16 protein-coding genes are annotated in these 18,520 nt (G+C 45.1%); 5 read left to right on the forward strand and 11 right to left on the reverse strand.

What is annotated here, in order from left to right; translation table 11 throughout:
* Positions 1-201: 201 nt before the first annotated feature.
* The 5 genes from ACE1CD_RS17065 to ACE1CD_RS17085 all read right to left on the reverse strand — a co-directional run bounded on the left by ACE1CD_RS17065 (position 202) and on the right by ACE1CD_RS17085 (position 7,606).
* Entirely contained in the window at positions 202-1,677 is a 1,476-nt protein-coding gene (locus ACE1CD_RS17065; protein WP_374825679.1) for an anthranilate synthase component I, read from the reverse strand.
* Between the two features lie 16 nt (positions 1,678-1,693).
* The gene (locus tag ACE1CD_RS17070) at positions 1,694-2,641 is read right to left on the reverse strand and encodes an energy-coupling factor transporter transmembrane component T family protein (RefSeq protein ID WP_374793531.1); all 948 of its coding nucleotides are present in this window, start codon (positions 2,639-2,641) and stop codon (positions 1,694-1,696) included.
* Positions 2,642-3,074: 433 nt separating this feature from the next.
* Positions 3,075-4,439 carry a ribosome biogenesis GTPase Der gene (der, locus tag ACE1CD_RS17075; protein WP_374793529.1) on the reverse strand — a complete coding sequence of 455 codons (1,365 nt, stop codon included), beginning with the start codon at positions 4,437-4,439 and terminating at the stop codon, positions 3,075-3,077.
* 299 nt (positions 4,440-4,738) lie between these two features.
* Positions 4,739-5,107 (reverse strand): hypothetical protein, encoded by a 369-nt coding sequence (locus tag ACE1CD_RS17080; protein WP_374793527.1) that lies wholly within the window; start codon positions 5,105-5,107, stop codon positions 4,739-4,741.
* A 36-nt stretch (positions 5,108-5,143) separates the two neighbouring features.
* Positions 5,144-7,606 (reverse strand): tetratricopeptide repeat protein, encoded by a 2,463-nt coding sequence (locus tag ACE1CD_RS17085; protein ID WP_374793525.1) that lies wholly within the window; start codon positions 7,604-7,606, stop codon positions 5,144-5,146.
* 145 nt (positions 7,607-7,751) lie between these two features.
* Between ACE1CD_RS17085 and ACE1CD_RS17090 the strand changes: the two genes are divergently transcribed.
* Entirely contained in the window at positions 7,752-8,030 is a 279-nt protein-coding gene (locus tag ACE1CD_RS17090) for a hypothetical protein (protein WP_374793523.1), read from the forward strand.
* Between the two features lie 7 nt (positions 8,031-8,037).
* Positions 8,038-8,424, forward strand: a complete 387-nt coding sequence (locus ACE1CD_RS17095) for a hypothetical protein (RefSeq protein ID WP_374793521.1) — start codon at positions 8,038-8,040, stop codon at positions 8,422-8,424.
* Between the two features lie 120 nt (positions 8,425-8,544).
* Here ACE1CD_RS17095 and ACE1CD_RS17100 read toward each other — a convergent pair whose 3' ends face one another.
* From ACE1CD_RS17100 to ACE1CD_RS17120, 5 genes are all read right to left on the reverse strand, one after another.
* Entirely contained in the window at positions 8,545-9,780 is a 1,236-nt protein-coding gene (locus tag ACE1CD_RS17100; protein WP_374793519.1) for an adenylate/guanylate cyclase domain-containing protein, read from the reverse strand.
* 212 nt (positions 9,781-9,992) lie between these two features.
* Positions 9,993-10,502, reverse strand: a complete 510-nt coding sequence (locus ACE1CD_RS17105; protein ID WP_374793517.1) for a ubiquinol-cytochrome c reductase iron-sulfur subunit — start codon at positions 10,500-10,502, stop codon at positions 9,993-9,995.
* Positions 10,503-10,790: 288 nt separating this feature from the next.
* Positions 10,791-11,081 carry a peptidase gene (locus ACE1CD_RS17110; RefSeq protein WP_374793515.1) on the reverse strand — a complete coding sequence of 97 codons (291 nt, stop codon included), beginning with the start codon at positions 11,079-11,081 and terminating at the stop codon, positions 10,791-10,793.
* A gap of 110 nt (positions 11,082-11,191) precedes the next feature.
* On the reverse strand, positions 11,192-12,511 hold the full coding sequence (locus tag ACE1CD_RS17115) for an ATP-binding protein (RefSeq protein ID WP_374793513.1): 1,320 nt from the start codon (positions 12,509-12,511) through the stop codon (positions 11,192-11,194).
* Between the two features lie 33 nt (positions 12,512-12,544).
* A complete protein-coding gene (locus ACE1CD_RS17120; RefSeq protein WP_374793639.1) occupies positions 12,545-13,228 on the reverse strand; it encodes a response regulator transcription factor in 684 nt (227 codons plus the stop codon).
* Positions 13,229-13,268: 40 nt separating this feature from the next.
* On the opposite strand from ACE1CD_RS17120, the gene ACE1CD_RS17125 reads away from it, so the two are divergent.
* Together ACE1CD_RS17125 and ACE1CD_RS17130 are read left to right on the forward strand one after the other, a co-directional pair.
* Positions 13,269-14,858 carry an MFS transporter gene (locus ACE1CD_RS17125; protein WP_374793511.1) on the forward strand — a complete coding sequence of 530 codons (1,590 nt, stop codon included), beginning with the start codon at positions 13,269-13,271 and terminating at the stop codon, positions 14,856-14,858.
* A 76-nt stretch (positions 14,859-14,934) separates the two neighbouring features.
* Positions 14,935-15,225, forward strand: coding sequence for a hypothetical protein (locus ACE1CD_RS17130; RefSeq protein ID WP_374793509.1), 291 nt, complete (start codon positions 14,935-14,937; stop codon positions 15,223-15,225).
* 128 nt (positions 15,226-15,353) lie between these two features.
* Here ACE1CD_RS17130 and ACE1CD_RS17135 read toward each other — a convergent pair whose 3' ends face one another.
* Complete coding sequence (locus ACE1CD_RS17135) at positions 15,354-15,695, reverse strand: hypothetical protein (protein WP_374793507.1); 342 nt, start codon at positions 15,693-15,695, stop codon at positions 15,354-15,356.
* Between ACE1CD_RS17135 and topA the strand changes: the two genes are divergently transcribed.
* Positions 15,694-18,402: a type I DNA topoisomerase gene (gene topA / locus ACE1CD_RS17140; RefSeq protein WP_374825681.1), complete on the forward strand. Its 2,709-nt coding sequence runs from the start codon at positions 15,694-15,696 to the stop codon at positions 18,400-18,402. The two genes, ACE1CD_RS17135 and topA, sit on opposite strands and share 2 nt — an antisense overlap.
* Positions 18,403-18,520: the final 118 nt, after the last annotated feature.

Below are 18,520 nucleotides of genomic sequence, written 5' to 3' on the forward strand. Positions count from 1 at the left end.
GAGGGGATCTAGACAAGTTGGGTATTTTGACGGATGTGCCAAACAGTGTATCTCAACTTTTCATCCCATTACTTTATAGTAATGCGGGCTCATATTAGAGAGTTGGTAGCATCGATTTAACTGAAGATAATTTGTTACCAATTTCCTGGGGATTTGTTTGTTACCATTACCTATTCAAGGTTTGCCGCTCTTCCCCCGACCCTACATGGGTATTTCGGCGTGGGATAGAGCCGCCAATTGAGCTTGAGCTTTGTCAAGAGATTCATACCATTCTTTCTCCGGATCGCTGTCAGCGACGATCCCAGCGCCTACTTGACCCCAAACTGTATTCACAGGGGCAGAGGGAGAGGGGGGGAAAGCGGGGGAGGAAAATAAAAGGGTGCGGATGAGGATGTTTAAGTCGAGGTGACCCCGCCGATCGAGATAGCCACAGGAGCCGTAGAATAAACTGCGACGCACCGGTTCGAGTTCTTCAATAATCTCCATACACCGGACTTTGGGACAGCCGGTAATCGTACCGCCGGGGAACATCGCCCTAATCAAGTCTACAGAATCGCAATCCGATCGCAGTGTACCGACGATGTTGCTAACCAAGTGCATGACGTGGCTGTAGCGTTCTATCGTAAGCAATTCATCGACAACTACCGATCCCCACTGGCAAACTCGCCCTAAATCATTGCGTTCCAAGTCTACCAGCATGATGTGTTCGGCGTTTTCTTTGCGGTTTGCCAGTAAATCTTCAGCTTGTCGTCTATCTTGAGTAGGATCTGAGGAGCGCGATCGCGTACCTGCGATCGGTCGAGTTTGCGCCTGACGTTCTTCCAGCTTCACCAATCTTTCTGGAGAACAACTGATTAAAGCTCCCCAAGGTGTCTGCCAATAACTGGCGAAGGGAGAAGGATTGATTTCCTGCAAAGCTCGATAAATTGACCAACTCGAAGCGGTTGTCCGAGCCTCAAACCGCACAGATAGATTAGCTTGAAAAATATCACCAGCCTGGATATATTTTTTCGCTTGTCGAACGGTGTCTTCGTAGTCTGCTTGGGAAATGGAGAATTGGGGGGAAGTGGGTGAGGGAGCAGGGAGAGGGAAAAGGGAAGAGGCGGAATTTTGACTTTTGACTTTTGACTTTTGACTTTTGACTTTTGACTCTCCCGCTCTTTCCAGATCCGATTCCAGTTGATTTTGTAAGAAATCGAGTTGTGCTGGCTCAGAAGCCGCTAGCCAGAGGCTTTGTTCCCAGTGGTCTAATACAGCAAAACATTCTGGCTCGTACCAATAAGCAACTGGGAACGGTAGCGAATCAGATCTATATTTTGGTAGATGCTCGATTTCCCAAGCGAGGTCATAACCCAGCCAACCTAACCAACCGCCAGTGAAAGGGAGAGGGGGAGTGGGGGAGTGGGGGGGAGGAGAGGAGAGCAAATTACGCAGGAAGGGTAGAATTTCACCTATTGCTGGTGTCCACAGTTGCAGTTTTCCGTTGAGAATGCGGGGAGATCCAGCGCAGATGGAATATCGAGCTAAATTATTTTGAGTAGAGGGAATCGAGGGACTTTCCAGTAGAGTCGCGATCGCATTATTCCCCAAAAACAAAGCGGCGAATACTGCCGATCCGGTTTTACCTTCTAAAGGGAGCGATCGCCAATACCACGGTTGCACTGCTCTGATCATCATTATCTAGAGTTCCCCATTACCCCCACATCAACCGCATTCCCCAGAATATCGCTAAACTTAACATTGCCAGCCAATCAACCGTCCGCAAACGCAACTGACTCCACTGCACGCGATGTCGATCGGGACTGGTAAAACCGCGTACTTTCATCGCGCTGGCAATTTGATCGGCTCGCAAAAGCAAATTTTTCAGCAATCGTTCTGCTACCGTCATCCACAGTCGGATACTTCTGCGTAAACCTAGCTTTTTCCAATTGATCGCTCTTGTCCACACAGAGCGCACTAAGTTCTGCACTTCTTCTAAGACTAAGGGAATAAAGCGCAAAGATAAAGTTAATGTTAGCGCAATTTCTGTGACCGGCCAGTTGAATCGACGCAAGGGTCGCATCAAGCTTTCTATCCCAGCCGTGATTTCTTCTGGCGCAGTTGTGAGCAGGTATAGGTTAGTGCTGTAAATTAAGGTGAATAAGAGCGTACTAACGCGAATTGCCAAATCTAAAGACCTACGGGTGACTGTAATCGGCCCTTGCTTGAATAAGATATAGCTATAATTCTGGGATTTTAGATTCGCCAGCGGTGATTGAGAAACTCTCCCGCTCTCCTCCTCTCCCGCTCCCCCACTTTTTTCCGGCTGAGGCTTGACAAATTCCTTCTCATATGATGGCAGTCGCGGCTGATATTGTACTGCGAGTCCGTCAGGTGCGATCGCACTCAAAAAGAAAACCAACACACACAGTATCAGCAGCCAACCCATTTGCTGACGCCAGACGCGCAGAGGTATTCTGGCTGATAAAGTCAGCAATATCAGCAGTACCGATACCACAATTCGGCTTTCCGGATTTGCCAAAATGGGAGCAAACAGAAAGCTCATCAACCATGCTAGCTTAACTCGCGGATCGAGCTTGTGCAGCCAGGTAATCGGTTGTTCGAGGTACAGTCCTAGAGGTAGCGATCGCAGTAAATCCATCTTTTGTCACGCGATTTTGGATTTTGGATTTTGGATTTTAGATTTTGGATTGGCTGGTCTTTGAATATTGTAGAGACCTTTCATGAAACGTCTCTACAATATTTGGAAAAATTTTTTAATAATTCCCCTCGAAAAGCAAGGCTCGATCTCATGTCCAGTAGCATCGGTTGCATAAAAAATCCCTTTCTTATCTGCGTTTATCTGCGTTTATCTGCCCACATCTGCGGTAGAAATTTAACCCCCGATCTCTCACAGATAATATGAGAGCATCAATCATATAATACCAATGCCACCGGACATGATATAAAATCCCTTTTTTCGATCGATTGTCCAAGAGGGAAATTTCAAATTTTAGATTTCAGATTTCCAAATTCCATCAAGAAAGCAATTTTCAATCTGAAATCTGAAATCGGTCGTTAATGACCGATGACTACTATTTAACGCGAGTTGCTTTATTTCGGCTACCAGCTTCCATTTCGCGCACCTTTTTCCCGCGCCAGAACAATCGCAAGGGCGTACCTTTAAAGCCTAACTGTTTGCGGAATTGGCTTTCAATATAACGACGATAATTATCGTTGAAGCGGTCGGGATCGTTGACAAATAAGGCAATACTAGGCGGTTGCGTACTAACTTGAGTGCCGTAGTAAAGTTTACCTTGACGACCTTGACGGGTAACGGGAGGAGAATGCCAGCGTACAGCTTCTTCTATTACCTCATTGATGACAGAAGTAGACACTCGGCGTTTGTGGGATTCCGAGGCAGAGTCTACTAATTCGAGAATCTTTTCTACTCTTTGACCGCTTTTAGCACTAACAAAAATACTTTCTGCCCATTCGGTAAAGTGCAATCGATCTTGCAATTCTTTTTGGTAGTCGTAGATTGTGTAACTATCCTTTTCTACCGCATCCCATTTATTCACTACAATTACACAAGCGCGACCTTCTTCGGCAATTCGTCCTGCGAGTTTTTGGTCTTGTTCGGTCACGCCATCGAGTGCATCTATTACTAACAGCACGACATCGGCGCGACGGATCGCTTTGAAAGCGCGATTGATGCCAAAAAATTCCGGCCCGTATTCGACATTTTTCTTCTTGCGAATACCCGCTGTATCGATGAGGCGATAAGTTTTGCCATCTCGTTCCACAAGAGTATCGATCGCATCCCGCGTCGTTCCGGAAATCGGGCTAACGATGGCGCGATTTTCGCCGACAAACGCATTCAACAAACTCGATTTTCCCACATTCGGACGACCGACGATCGCCACTTTAATTTCCGGTATTTCTTCTTCTTCCCCAACAGCCGGTAAATATTTAATTAACTCATCGAGTATTTCGCCAGTACCGTTACCGTGAATAGCAGAAGTTGGATAAGGTTCGCCTAAAGCGAGTTCCCAAAATTGTGCCGCTTGCGTTAAACCGTGTTCTGGAGATTCGCATTTATTCACAGCTAGCAAAATGGGTACAGTTTGAGTACGCAACCATTCTGCGATTTCCTCATCGCCTGCCGTTGGCCCACTTTGGCCATCCACTACAAATATAGCCGCCGTCGCTTCTGACAGCGCCGCCATCACCTGTTCGCGAATCAAAGGTAAAAATTCCGTATCGTCGTCGAACACCAAACCGCCGGTATCCACAACGATGAATTCGCGATCGCCCCAGTATGCTTGACGGTAGGTGCGATCGCGAGTCACCCCCGGTTCGTCGTGAACAATGGCATCCTGCATAAGAGCCAAACGATTGACAAAAGTAGATTTGCCCACATTCGGGCGACCGATAATAGCAACAATAGGCAGAGGCATAGTTAAATCAAGAGTCCTAGCGAATTTGATAGCCCAGTGACTCAGGTTCGATCGTTGTCACCTCAGTCCTGTTTTTGCTCCAACTTTTTATTGTAGCTATCTTTAGGGGGATAGGGGAAAGAGTGGGGGAGTGGGGGGAGTGGGGGAGTGGGGGAGTGGGGGAGTTGTAGGTTGGGTTAAGCGACAGCGAAACCCAACAAAGTGGTTTGTCGGGTGCGTCAGAGCGTTAAATTTGGGCAATTCACAGTAATTTTTAGGTTCTGACACACCCGACGGATTATAACTAGCAACTTGCGTTATTAATCGGTTCGATCGCTCGCAACAAACGTTCTAACAATTGTCGTGTTTTTAGAGTGAATTTCGCCAGATGTTTCGCGATCGCTAGATTCTTTTTCCAGTAGTTCTTCTATTGTCTCCAAATGTCCTAAAATGTGAGGAATAGAACCATATTGGAAAAAATCAAATATTTCTGTAAGCTTTTCTATTTCTGGATCTCCTTTTGCTACATCAATTATCTGTTTAGAAATGCTTTCCAAATCTAAGCTAATTTCTTCGAGATTAAACAGCAATCGATCGAGCTTCTTTTTGCCAAGTTCAATTTCTAGTTTATCTCGATTTTGTTTGATAGTATTTATTGCATCTCTTAGTGAGTATCGTTTAGAAAACATAATGTTAATTTTTCACTTTACCTATTTTTCGTTTATTCATGTATTCGCGTTTAAATCGGTGGTTTTCCACTCTTTCTCGATTCTCTCTAAATCTTTGGCTGCGCCTAATTGTTGAAAGATTTGATGTGCTGTGTTGTAATGTTGTTGGGCAAGTTCTGGGTTATTTCGTTGGCGGTAAAGTTGTGCTAAATCGTAGTTAGTCACAGCAATATACTTAGTTATCCCTAATTGTTGTGCCATCTGCAAAGCTTTAAATAAAAGAGGTTCTGCTGCATCTAAATTACCTCGGCAGATTTCGGTTTTACCTAAATCATCTAGTGCCATTACAATACCAAATGGATCGCCCAGTTGTTCAAACAATTCTAAAGACTGCTGAGACAACCTCACCGCTTCTTCCCAATTGCCGCGATTTCGCTCGATATCTCCCAAACTAGCCCAACTTGAAGCCATACCAGCCCGATCGCCTAATTCGGTTTCAATTTGCAAACATTGCCGATACAGACGTTCCGCTTCCTCCCAATTCCCGCGATTTTGCTCGATATCTCCCAAAACGCCCCAACTAGAAGCCATACCAGCCCGATCGCCTAATTCGGTTCTCAATTGCAAAGATTGCCGATACAGACGTTCCGCTTCTTCCCAATTACCGCGATTTCGCTCAATATATCCCAACATTCCTTGGCAAGATGCTATGTTACTTTTATCCTCTTGTTCTTGTGCTATAGCTAAAGCATCCTGATAATATTTTTCTGCTGTATCCCAATTTCCAACTTCACGATAAATTGTGGCAATCCATTGCAGGCAAATTTGACGTTTATCATCATCAAGATGCGGGATAACTTGTTCATACAAATCTTTTAACAAGTTCCAATATCCCCATCTGTAAAGGTATTCAGATTTTATTAAGTAGTACGCTTCGCTATAATTCCCCAACTGAAAAGCAAAATATTGAGCTTCCAAAACCGGGCGCAAATCCTCTAATGTTTTCGGATTTTCCACATTCTTACCAGTGCAATAAAACTTATAAACACTTTCCAGCAGCTTCGGCAGTTCCTCTTTACATTCCCCTTGCATAAAATCCATAATTACCGGATGCAAATCGTAAAATAAATCGAATTTCTCCTCATCATAGCGACAATGCACCAAACTGCTATCAACCAATCGTTCTAAAATCGCTTCTGTTTCTCTAATTTCTTCCTCTGTAAATTCAGCAGGTTCTCCTAATTCTGCTGCCTTCAAAAATCGAGCATTCTTCTTTATATCATCCGTATACAATCGCAAAAAAGTTAAACCTCTGACATCTATTGGTACGCGCAAAACACACATCCGCTTGAGTAAATCTCGCGCCGCTTCACTTTGTCGCGCCAATTGTTCTTGCAAAATCGGTTCCGCCTTTTTCGTCACCAATTCGGGATGCTTCCGCAGATACCCAGGTTTACCTTTCCCAATCGCCGCCAGTTGAGTTAACAAAAATACATGACCCTTCACTCGCTCGGAAATCCATAGCAAATCTTCCAATTGATCCTTTAATTGGCGCTGTTGTAAAATTTCCACACCTGCCTGAGTTGATACGCCCGTCAGCCTTTCGATATGCACCAATTCCGTATCAGGTTCCGCCCCTTCATAGCGTGTATCAGCCAAATCTGCTGGGACTTCCCGACTGGTTATAATTGTTTGGGAAATATGTTGCTGATAAGCTAACGCATTCAGCAATTTACGCAAATCCAAAGAAACAGCTTTTCCCGCTTGCGGATGATTAGCTGGATGCAAAACACTTTCCAAGTTATCCAATACCAAAAGACAGCGCGTTTCTGCCAAACTTGCGATAATTTTCCCAATTTTTTCATCCGCATTTTTCAAAGTTTCCGGCGTTTCAATTCCCAACCCATCTAACAGAAACTCTGCCACATGATCAAAAGTCGTTCCGTCCTGCGCTTTGAAATATATCACGCAATCATAAGGAGAATTTTTTGATAAACTACAATTTGGCAAGTTAACACCAAATTCTTCTAGAAGTTTTACCGCCAAACTGGTTTTCCCAATACCAGCTTGCCCGATTAATGCTAATACTTTAGTTGGATTTAAAAAAACAGTTACTAATCTTTTTTCCAGAATTAATATTTCTTTTAATTTGCTTATAAGTTCATCTCTGCCTTTCCAAACAGGAACGGTAGGAATTGATTGTTGTAAAATAACCCTTTTTTCTATAAATCTATTTGTTTGAGTATTCAAGCTATCTGCTAATTTCTCTTTTACATTTTCTGGTGGAGTTTCCGTATAATCATCTAAATCAGCAATTTTTTGCCACTTAAGGGATAATATCTCACAGATTTCTATAAAATTTAAATAGTCAATAGGTTTACCATTGAAAAATTTGTTGATAGTGTTTCTAGAGATTGCTAAATGTTCAGCTAAATCTTGCTGCCTTACATAACCGTTACGCTTGAGCGCCATTTTGACGGTTTCGATATATTCTAAGCGAACCCTAACAGAGCGAGACATGGTTGAAAGCTAGAAATCTGTATAGAGTATAACAATCTGAACAAGTACAAGTTGGGAATAAGTTGGGAATAAGTTGGGCAAAGTTGGGACTGAACTTGTTTATCGGGGGTGTTTCATAGAAATATGCAATATAAGGAGTCGGATTATGACCCAATTAAGGGACAAGCCTGACTGCAACACAGGAAATGCAGAAGATGTCACCCCCAGCAAAACTCAAGAACAGAATAAGAGGAATTTGGATACCATTCGCAGTCGGGGTAACAGAATCATCGTGTTAGCCGCTGGCGCTGTCTCTTTACTGGGGGTAGCCTCTGCCTCTGGAGTAGCTCTTGGTGCAGTACTTGCAGGAGCAGCAGTTGGTGTAGTAGTTGCAGGAACAGCTATGATATTGCTTGGTAAAGAAGAATCCGAAGAAACTGCATAAACTATCAATGGTTGAGGCTGAAATAATCAAGTACGCTGTCTTTGGCTTCCTAATGACAGCGTTTTTAATTTCTTACTATCGGTTGCCAAAGAACCCAGACAAGCAAGAATACTCTAAGACGCGAATCTTTACAGGGGCTTTTCTTACCAGTCTAACTGTATCGTCAGGCGTTAAGTTCATGTATCTGGGATTTTTCTCAGACGAGCTACAAAAACTGCTAGGGCTTGACGATCGGCTCTTTATAGGGCTTGGCATAGCTATTGTAACTTATAATGCTGCTCTTGACTTGCCAGGATACTTTGATTTGCCCTTAATTAAAGAGCGCATAAAGAAACGCTTTAAGCAAATTACAGGGCAAAAAAGTAAAGGCAAGAACGACACAGGTAAAAAGTAGTTTGATGTAGAATTAGCACCTCTGCAAACTTTAAAGAACTGCCGAAACTAATCAAAGCTGCGTAGGCCGGCTTTTTTGTGGGTTTACCTAACCGTCACATCTTTGCCTAACAGATCGCCTTTACTCCACCACCAACCGCCAAGCTTTAATCGCCTTCGTCTTCCCCTTCGCCATTATCGGTTCGCAAGCTTCCACCCTTAACTCATCCTGCATTGCTTTATACACATCATCCGAAATCGTAATTGCCCCCGCAGGTGTGGCACTTTCCAATCGTTTGGCTGTATTCACCACATCACCAATCACTGTGTAAGTACGCACTTCTTTACCGCCAAACAATCCTTCTATTACCTGCCCGCAATGGATGGCACAACCTGCACCCAAACCGTGACGTTTTAAAATAATTTGTGCTACTTGATACATATACTGGGCAGCCGCAACTCCCTGCTGAGGTGTAGCGTAAATGGCCATAATTTCATCGGCTGTGAGGGTAATGCGTAGCGGTTGATACTGTGCGGCTGCGGGTTCGACATTATAATAATAGGAGTTCAGTACAGAAGCAACGGCATCGGGTGAAGTTTTCTCGCACCAAGCGGTAAAACCGCGAATATCCATGAATACAATTGTGCGATCTCGCCTTTGAAAGGCCAATTCCTCTGGATTGGTGACAGCAGTTATCACCGCATAACTTCCCATTCCCCACTCTGCCAAATTTCGCAACAATTGAGCCGTTTTTTGCAATTCTTTTCGTTGCCAAGCGATCTGCACTGTTTGCAAACCTAAAATAATGCCGAGAAACAGCATACTTTCAATCAAAAACTTATGCGTTGCAATGGTAGGAAATTGACGAAAGTTTTCCCAACTAAATGTTTGTCCGTCAGCCTTAAAACTTACTATCAAATAGATCGCAACAACCATAAAAGTTCTGCTCAAACTTTCCAGAGGAATCATCAAGGGCGCTGCACTGGGTAGCCAATGAAATCTGATTCCTTGCCAAGTGGCAATTGTGAGCGAAAAGAACCACAAAACGTAATGATTTGGCTCTTGGAAAAAATCCATTCCCTCCAATAAAAAATCTATTGTTGTGTATAAAAAAGGGCCGATTAAATTTCCCCAAAACCGATGGCTCGTAGTTCCTGCTAAATACCAAGCTTGTAGCAAAATTGCCCCAGCAATTAGGTAATGAGTCGGCTGTATTAAATACAAAGTCCAACTTGTTAACGAAATTTCCGAAAAAGCATTAAAAATTAAAAAATAACCACTATTTGTCAATAATTCGCTTAAAAATGCACTGTAGCGCGTGCCATACAGTTGTGCTTCTAGTAGATCTTCTGACTTTGTTTGCGAGTGTTTAACCACTTGAAATCTGCTCCTTATCGTCAAGTAATGATGTGTATTTGTCATCTTATTTTGGCAATTTACATTACAAATACAACCACTACTAACTCCCGAATAGACGATTTTTAGATTTGGGATTTCAGGGAAAATCGCCATCCCAAATCTAACAATGTTACAGATAAACCGCAGTTTTAACTAGGTCAATGCAAAATTCCCAATCGAAAATTGATTGACTAACTCACCTTCACCAAAACGGCATCACCTTCAATTTTAGCTTCATAGGTAGGTAAAGGTTTCTTTGCTGGGCCTTCAACAACTTTGCCGTCCACAGCAAATTCGGCATCGTGACACGGACAAACAAAAAGCTTTTTATTTGTTTTCCAAGCTACGGTACAACCTTTATGGGTGCAGGTGGGATTAACAGCAGCTAAACTATTGGTGTCATCTGGATTGCGGATCACCAATACTGGCCCACTTGCCAATCGCTTATTGAGGATTTGACCTTTGCGGTCTAAATCCGCTACTGTCCCTACTGGCTGAAATCCGTCAGCCCTGGCGGTAGGATTAGCAGCAGCATTAGCAGTAGGATTAGCCGTAGGATTAGCCGTAGGATTAGCCGTAGCTGCTTTGTTAGCTGAATTATCGCTTTTGGCAGCATCGGAGGAACAAGCTGCGATCGCGATCGGCAACGAACTTGCTACCCAGCCGACACCGACCCAAGCGAGGAAAGAACGACGATCCATGAAAACCTCACCTTAACTATATTGACAAGTAACAGGACTTATGGATGATATTTACTAGCTTACTCTGTTGCGTAAGTCCGGATAACCAAATCAAAACTCGCTCAAACTATTTCTAGGAAAAGGTCTTTGGCGCTGTTGCACTCAGGAAAATTGGCAAAGTTGAGTACTTGTGAGGGAAAGTGCAGCGATTATAGCGGTGGAGAGGAGAATAAATGTTTTTTTGCTAATTTGAGATAAATTCAGGCAATGATTCATGGGAAAAATCTCCTTGTCTAGTGAGGGTTTTGTTCAATATTTATCGGCTTCATTTTGTGGTTGAAGGCGTTTTCTAAATAAACCAGTCATACTCAAACCAGTCACGAGCAAACCGATTAAGCCCAAACCATTCAAAATTGGATAGATTTCTGACAAATGTAAAATTTTGAATGTATGAATATCCAGGAGGAATTCAGCTAATTCATCTTGGTGAAACCATTCATCCAAAATTGTATAACCCAATCCTGTCACCACTGTTAAAATTAAAGGCAGACAAACTGCGATCGCAATCATGCGATGGTATTTACGAAAGGCACGATTCATTATGGATTACCTGAAAAAATCAACGGCAGAAAGGGTGCTGCACTTGAGCTACTTTTAAAGGTTAAAACTAAAAAGTAAAGAAACCGGGTAGATCCAAAAGACTGGTTTAATTAAGCTAATGGCAAACGGACGCGAAAACTGCTACCGACGCCGACCTCGCTGCTGACGGTGATTTCGCCGCCGTGAAATTGGGCTATAGCTTGAGCGATCGTCAAACCCATACCCTGTCCGCCTTGACGACGCGATCGCGCTTTATCCGCCCGCCAAAAGCGATCGAACACTGATTTGAGATCGAATGGTGCAATTCCTATCCCCGTGTCTTCCACGCTGATAACGACATATTTGTCAACGTTTTTCATCGTCAGGGTAACTGTTCCTCCGGCGGGGGTGTATTGCAGCGCATTTTCCAGCAAATTCGCAAATAAACGCACCAACTTAACTGCATCCCCTTTCACAAATATCCCCGCTAACAAATTCGATTTCAGATAAATTTCTTTTTCTTCTGCTTGTAATTCTAACATTTCTAGCAAATCTTCTAACATTTCATCTAAAGGAATCGCTATCCATTCATGCTGAACCGCTACTGTTACTGCATCCATCCGCGCCAATAGCAACAAGTCTTCTACTAACCGACTCATTTGTTGCGTAGCAGATGCGATCGCACCTAATTTCTTCACATCCGCAGGATGAATTCGTTCCGGATGATTTTGCATCACATCCACCGAAGTTTTAATCGCCGTCAGCGGACTTCGTAACTCGTGGGAAGCATCGGCTGTAAATTGTTTTAATTGTTGAAAACTTGCTTCAATTGGTTTGAGTGCTTGTTTAGTCAGCCACAAACCACCAATCCCCGTTACACTAAGCGCGACCACACTCCCCAAACCCAAACCCCAGCGCAAGCGAATCAGAACGGTTTCCACTTCTTCTGTAGATTCGCTCGTGCGAATGTAACCTTCTAATTTTTTTTCTCCTTGGTGGTAACTGAACGTGCCAATTGTAATCGTGCGAATTTTGCCTTGCTGTAATGTTTCAAATCCAGTATGGGGGGATAAATTGTCAAAAGTTTTGCCAGCATTTCCCAATAACTGACCATTTTCATCAAACCATTCTACACCTTGATCTGGTTCCCGCATATTTTGCCAGGGAATATCCAAATCTCCGTCTCCATCTAAGCGTCGAAAAACTTGCGTATCGGAAGTTAAATTAGCAGGATTACTCTGCTGTTGTTGGCGATATTCATGTTTAATTTGGGTCAAGCTGTGGGCGGCTGCTTGAGCTAAAAGCTCTAAGCGTTCGTCTAATTGTTGATAAAGAATGCGCGAAAAAAATCCGTATACGGTTACAGTAGAAGTACCGAGAATTGCTAGCATCACCGTCAAGTATGATAGTAACAGACGCGATCGCAAAGCTTTAAATTGGATATTATTCATGGCGAAGTGTTATTTTATTAGCAAATATAAATACTAATGACTAATTTGTTTGAGCCTATATCCCAAACCGTAAACTGTTGCAATGAAGTCAGTCGGAGCGCCTGCGGTTTTCAACTTCTTGCGTAAATCTTTGAGATGAACTTTAACAGTTTCCTCCGAGGGAGGGTCATCATCAAAAGACCAAAGACGATCTACGATCGTACTGCGACTGAGAACTCGACCGCTATTACGCAAAAATAATTCTAACAAACCATATTCTTTGGGAGTCAGACGCAATTCTTGCCCTCGATAAGTCACCTGACAGCTACTAGGATCGAGGCGCAGATGTTCCCATTCTAAAATAGGCGGTAAGCTGGAATTACCTCGGCGCAGTAAAGCGCGGATTCTTGCTGATAGTTCTGGTAAATCGAAAGGTTTGACGACATAATCATCTGCACCTGCATCTAATCCCATCACTTTATCGGTACTGGTATCTTTCGCCGTCAGCATCAGAACAGGCGTTTTCAAACCGTGCGATCGCAACCTCTGACAAAGGCGGATACCATCTAACTTAGGCAGCATAACATCCAGTAAAATCAGATCGTAAGCGCCAATTTCTGCGAAATTCCAACCTGACTCACCATCACCGGCAATATCCACTGTATAATTTTGGTCGGTGAGGGCTTCTTTGAGTGCCTCCGCAATGCGATCGTCATCTTCTACAAGCAGAATTTTCATCCAAAAATATTGAATAACTACAAATAAAATTTCATCGCCAATGGTGACAAACACATCCTCACATCCGCTTCGCCAACCTTTATTTCGATCTCTGTGGGTCGCGTCAGTAGCATCGAATATCGGTACTTGGATGCAGAATGTCGGCGGGGTATGGTTGATGACAACCCTCACACCGTCGCCGTTGATGGTGGCGCTGATGCAAACTGCAACCAGTTTGCCAGTTTTTATCGTCGGACTGCCGGCGGGTGCGCTAGCGGATATTATCGATCGCCGTCGTTTGCTACTATTTTGGCAAGCTTGGATGTTGGTTGCAGCTTTATTACTTGGCGTGCTGACATTATTCCACGCCATAACACCTTGGTTACTGCTAGCACTCACTTTTGCCTTGGGGTTGGGTGCGGCGATGAATGCCCCAGCTTGGCAAGCCATTGTACCGGAACTGGTATCTCGCCCGCAATTGCCAACCGCGATTACCCTTAACGGCGTCGGTTTTAATGTGGCACGCGCTGTCGGGCCTGCATTGGGTGGTATTGTGGTAGCAGCAGCTGGTGCAGGCGTAGTGTTTCTGCTAAATGCGGCATCGTTTCTGGGCGTGATGGCGGTAATCTATAGTTGGAAGCGATCGCAAACCAAAAGCGCTTTACCCGCAGAACGCACGATCGGCGCAATTCGAGCCGGACTGCGATATTTAAAGTATGCCCCTGTTTTGCGTGCTGTGTTGCTGCGAACGGGAGTATTCATTATTTGCGGTAGTGCTTTGTGGGCGCTACTACCCCTGGTAGCAAAACAGGAACTCGGACTCGGTTCGTTAGGATACGGTGTACTGCTGGGCTGCATCGGTTTGGGGGCAATCACAGGAGCTTTCGTACTGCCCAAAGTACGGAGAAAAGTTTCTACCGATGTGTTAATTGTAGCGGGAACGGTAGTCTTTGCTTTAGCGACACTGGCGCTGGCATATCTACGCAATCTCGGTTTGTTGTACTTGGCGCTTGTTGCAGGCGGACTGGCGTGGATTGGCATTATGTCCAGTTTAAATGCCGCGACGCAGCTAGCAGTGCCAACATGGGTGCAAGCGCGATCGCTCAGTCTTTATCAGTTAGTATTTCAAGGTGGGATAGCGACTGGCAGCGCATTTTGGGGCTTAGCTGCCGAGCGTTGGGGAAATTCTACCGCACTTTCAGGTGCGGCGATCGGTTTGGTTATCGGGTTGGTCGCTGCTGTCCCCTATCGCTTGGTGACCAGCGAGAAATTGGATTTAACTCCATCTTTGCACTGGCCGGAACCTGTGGTGGCGATCGAATTGAATCCAGAACAAGGGCCGGTGCTGATCACAATAGAATATCGCATCGACACAGCGCGATCGCAGGAATTTGCAAAGGCAATGCACGCTTTGAGTCGCTTGCGTCGGCGCGATGGCGCGATTCGTTGGGGTTTGTGGGAAGATACTGCCGATCCGAGTCGTTACGTGGAAACTTATGTTGTAGAATCTTGGGCAGAACATTTGCGCCAGCACGAGCGTTTTACTGTTGCCGATCGTACAGAAGAAGCGCGTGTTCGTGCTTTTCATATTGGGGATAAACCGCCCATTGTTTCTCACTTAATTTATACTGGTCAAACAGAGAGCGTGTAGTGACAAGCTGCAACAGATCTGTTGGTTAAATGATGTGTCGTCTGTACCATTGCAGCAATCTCTTAAGCAATTAGAGGTGGCTTACAAGAATTACTTTGATTCTCTTAAAGGGAAAAGGAAAGGTAAGAAATTAGGTCAGCCTCGCTTTAAAAAAAAGAAAAACAGCCAATCTGCAACCTTCACGAAAGCTGCTTTTTCAGTAAAAGACCCAGAAGTGTATCTTGCTAAAATTGGCAACCTAAAACCTATTTGGTCTAAGGAGTTGCCATCCCAAGCCAGTTCGGTAACAGTAATCAAGGATTGTGCTAACCGTTACTTTAAATGTACGTCGAGGGATTGTCAGACTACGAAAGGTAGCAAAACCTGATGAAGCGTAAAGAATCACCGTGGCTTCAGCCCGGTGAGTATGTCAATGTGGCACAAACAAGTAGCAGGCAAACAGGATATCCTAAGTATTTATGCTCAAAAGATAAAATTCACCTCTAGCCAGAAAAGTCAGATATAAGTTAAAGATGAGATATGACTTAAATCGGTTTCGCTGCTACAGCTTGAGGTGGGACACATAGAAAAGAAGACTTTACCTTCTCTGAGATACAGTCTCTCACCAGTTGGTAAAAAATTCTCCTTCTCCCAGAGTCCCCCTTGTCTACCTTGAGTACTGAAGACTACCTTATCCGATCGAACTGTCCCGGCTAAAGTTAATCGCTGTTGCGCTTTTAGCGCCTTTCGGATGCCACAATAACCCTCTATTCCATGTGTTCCCGGTGACTTTTGACATCCAGAGGCAACTATCCAAATTTGACTGTCCAGCCAAGCTGCTACTATCTTTGTTCTCATGTCAACGCTCGTAATAGTCGAATCTCCCACGAAAGCACGCACCATTCGCAACTTCCTGTCCTCCAGCTACCGCGTCGAGGCATCGATGGGCCATGTGCGCGACCTGCCCTCATCTGCCGAAGAAATTCCCGAAGCAGTCAAAGGGGAAAAATGGGCGCAGTTGGGGGTGAATGTAGAGGCAGATTTTGAACCCCTATATGTCATCCCCAAGGAGAAAAAGAAAGTTGTCAAAGAGCTGCAAAAAGCTCTTGAAGAAGCTGACGAACTGATACTGGCAACAGATGAAGACCGCGAAGGCGAAAGCATTAGCTGGCATCTCAAAGAACTTTTAAAGCCCAAAATACCAACCAAGCGGATGGTGTTTCACGAAATTACCCAAGACGCCATCCGGGAAGCCCTGAAAAACTGCCGCAACATCGACGAACAGCTCGTCCACGCCCAGGAAACCAGACGCATTTTAGACCGATTGGTAGGGTACAGGCTTTCACCCCTGCTGTGGAAGAAGATTGCTTGGGGGTTGTCTGCTGGGCGGGTGCAGTCAGTAGCCGTGCGGCTGTTGGTGCAAAGGGAACGGGAACGCCGCGCTTTCCACGAAGCTAGCTACTGGGATCTCAAAGCCACGCTCGAGCAGCAGAAAACTGGTTTTGAAGCCAAGCTAATGACGCTGAGAGGGACAAAAATAGCTAACGGCAGCGATTTTGACCCCTCAACCGGTCGAATTGCTGCCGATCGCCATGTTATTCTGCTCAACGAAGCCGATGTTGTAGCGCTCAAAAATCGACTCATCGGTAAAACTTGGACGGTGGCCAATTTAGAGGAGCGTCCGGTCACTCGCAAACCCGCTCCACCGTTTACCACCTCGACACTGCAACAGGAAGCTAACCGGAAATTGCGCCTTTCTGCTCGCGATACAATGCGGATTGCCCAAAATTTGTACGAGCAGGGCTACATTACCTACATGAGAACGGACTCGGTTAATTTGTCCGAGCAAGCTCTCACAGCTGCCCGCAGCTGCGTCGAGCAAATGTACGGTCAACAATACCTCAGTCCCCAACCCCGTCGCTACACTACCAAAAGCAAAGGCGCTCAGGAAGCTCACGAAGCCATTCGTCCAGCCGGTAGCACTTTCCGCACACCGCAAGAAACAGCCCTCAGCGGTTTGGAATTCAAACTTTACGATTTGATTTGGAAGCGCACTGTCGCTACCCAAATGGCAGATTCCCGACAAACTCTCGTCACAGTCGATTTGCAAGTGGAGGATGCCGGTTTTCGTGCTACTGGCAAGCGGATTGATTTTCCCGGATATTTGCGTGCTTACGTGGAGGGTTCCGACGACCCGGAAGCCGCATTGGAAGACCAAGAGGTGATTTTACCACCTCTGAAGGTGGGAGATCGCCCCAACTGCAAAGAGATTGAATCTGTCGGTCACGAAACCCAGCCGCCAGCGCGTTACACGGAAGCTTCTCTGGTGAAAACTTTGGAAAGCGAAGGGATTGGGCGTCCGAGTACCTACGCCAGCATTATCGGTACGATTATCGATCGCGGCTACGCTCAGATGAATAACAACGCCCTCATCCCCACTTTTACCGCTTTTGCCGTTACCGCGTTGCTGGAAAAACACTTTCCCGATTTGGTAAATACCAGTTTTACTTCCCAGATGGAGCAGACTTTGGATGATATCGCTACCGGTGAAGCAGATTGGCTCCCCTATTTGCGGGAATTCTACCTGGGAGAACAGGGTCTGGATACTCAGGTGAAGGAACGGGAAAGCGGAATTGACCCCAACGAAGCTCGTGCGATCGAATTGGAAAACCTCGACGCCAAAGTCCGCATTGGCAAATTTGGCGCTTATATAGAGGCAGAAAACGGCAACGGTGTTGTTACCGCCTCGATTCCCAAGGATTTGACTCCCGCCGACCTCAACCCAGAACAAGTAGAGGTGCTGCTGCGCCAGAAAACTGAGGGGCCAGAAAAACTGGGACTGCATCCGGAAACAGGGGAGCCGATTTACGTATTGATCGGCACTTATGGCCCCTACGTGCAGTTGGGCGATGTCACCGAGGAAAACAAAAAGCCGAAACGTGTTTCTTTGCCCAAAGATGTCACGCTGGAGAATGTCACTCTGGATACAGCAGTGCAACTGCTGGCTCTCCCCAGAACGTTAGGCCATCACCCGGAAACCGGTGCCAAAATTCAAGCTGCACTGGGACGTTTTGGCCCTTACGTTGTTCATGACCAAGGTAAGGAAGGTAAAGACTTTCGTTCTTTGAAATCTAGCGATAATGTATTGACAATTTCGTTAGAACGTGCATTGGAACTCCTGGCTGAGCCTAAGAAGGGGCGCGGCGGCAGTAGCAACAAGTCGAAGGAACCTTTAAGAGCCTTGGGCGCTCACCCAGCTGATGAGGAACCCGTGAATATCTATGATGGCCGCTACGGCCCCTATATCAAGCACGGGAAAACGAATGCTTCCATTCCGAAAGATTTATCGGTGGAAGAAATAACCCTGGAAAAGGCTGTGGAACTTTTAGAGGCTAAGGCATCTACTAAGAAGTCCAGTGGAAAATCTAGTAAGTCAGCCGTTTCTTCTACTGCCAAAAAGTCGTCCACATCGACAACTAAGACAGCAACGAAAACTGCTGGAAAAACGACAGCGAAAACAACTGGAAAAACGACTGCTACTAAGAAAAAAACTACAGCTAGCTGAAATTTACAAGTGCTTTTTTCTTCCTGGAGTTTAGACTAACCGCGCCTTCAAGCGCGGTTAGTCTAGATTTCTGAATTGATATTACACTTAGAAACCTTTGAACGTCTTTGCGCTGAAA

The sequence above is a fragment of the Aerosakkonema sp. BLCC-F183 genome (genome assembly GCF_041929145.1).
Classification (GTDB): Bacteria; Cyanobacteriota; Cyanobacteriia; order Cyanobacteriales; family Aerosakkonemataceae; genus Aerosakkonema.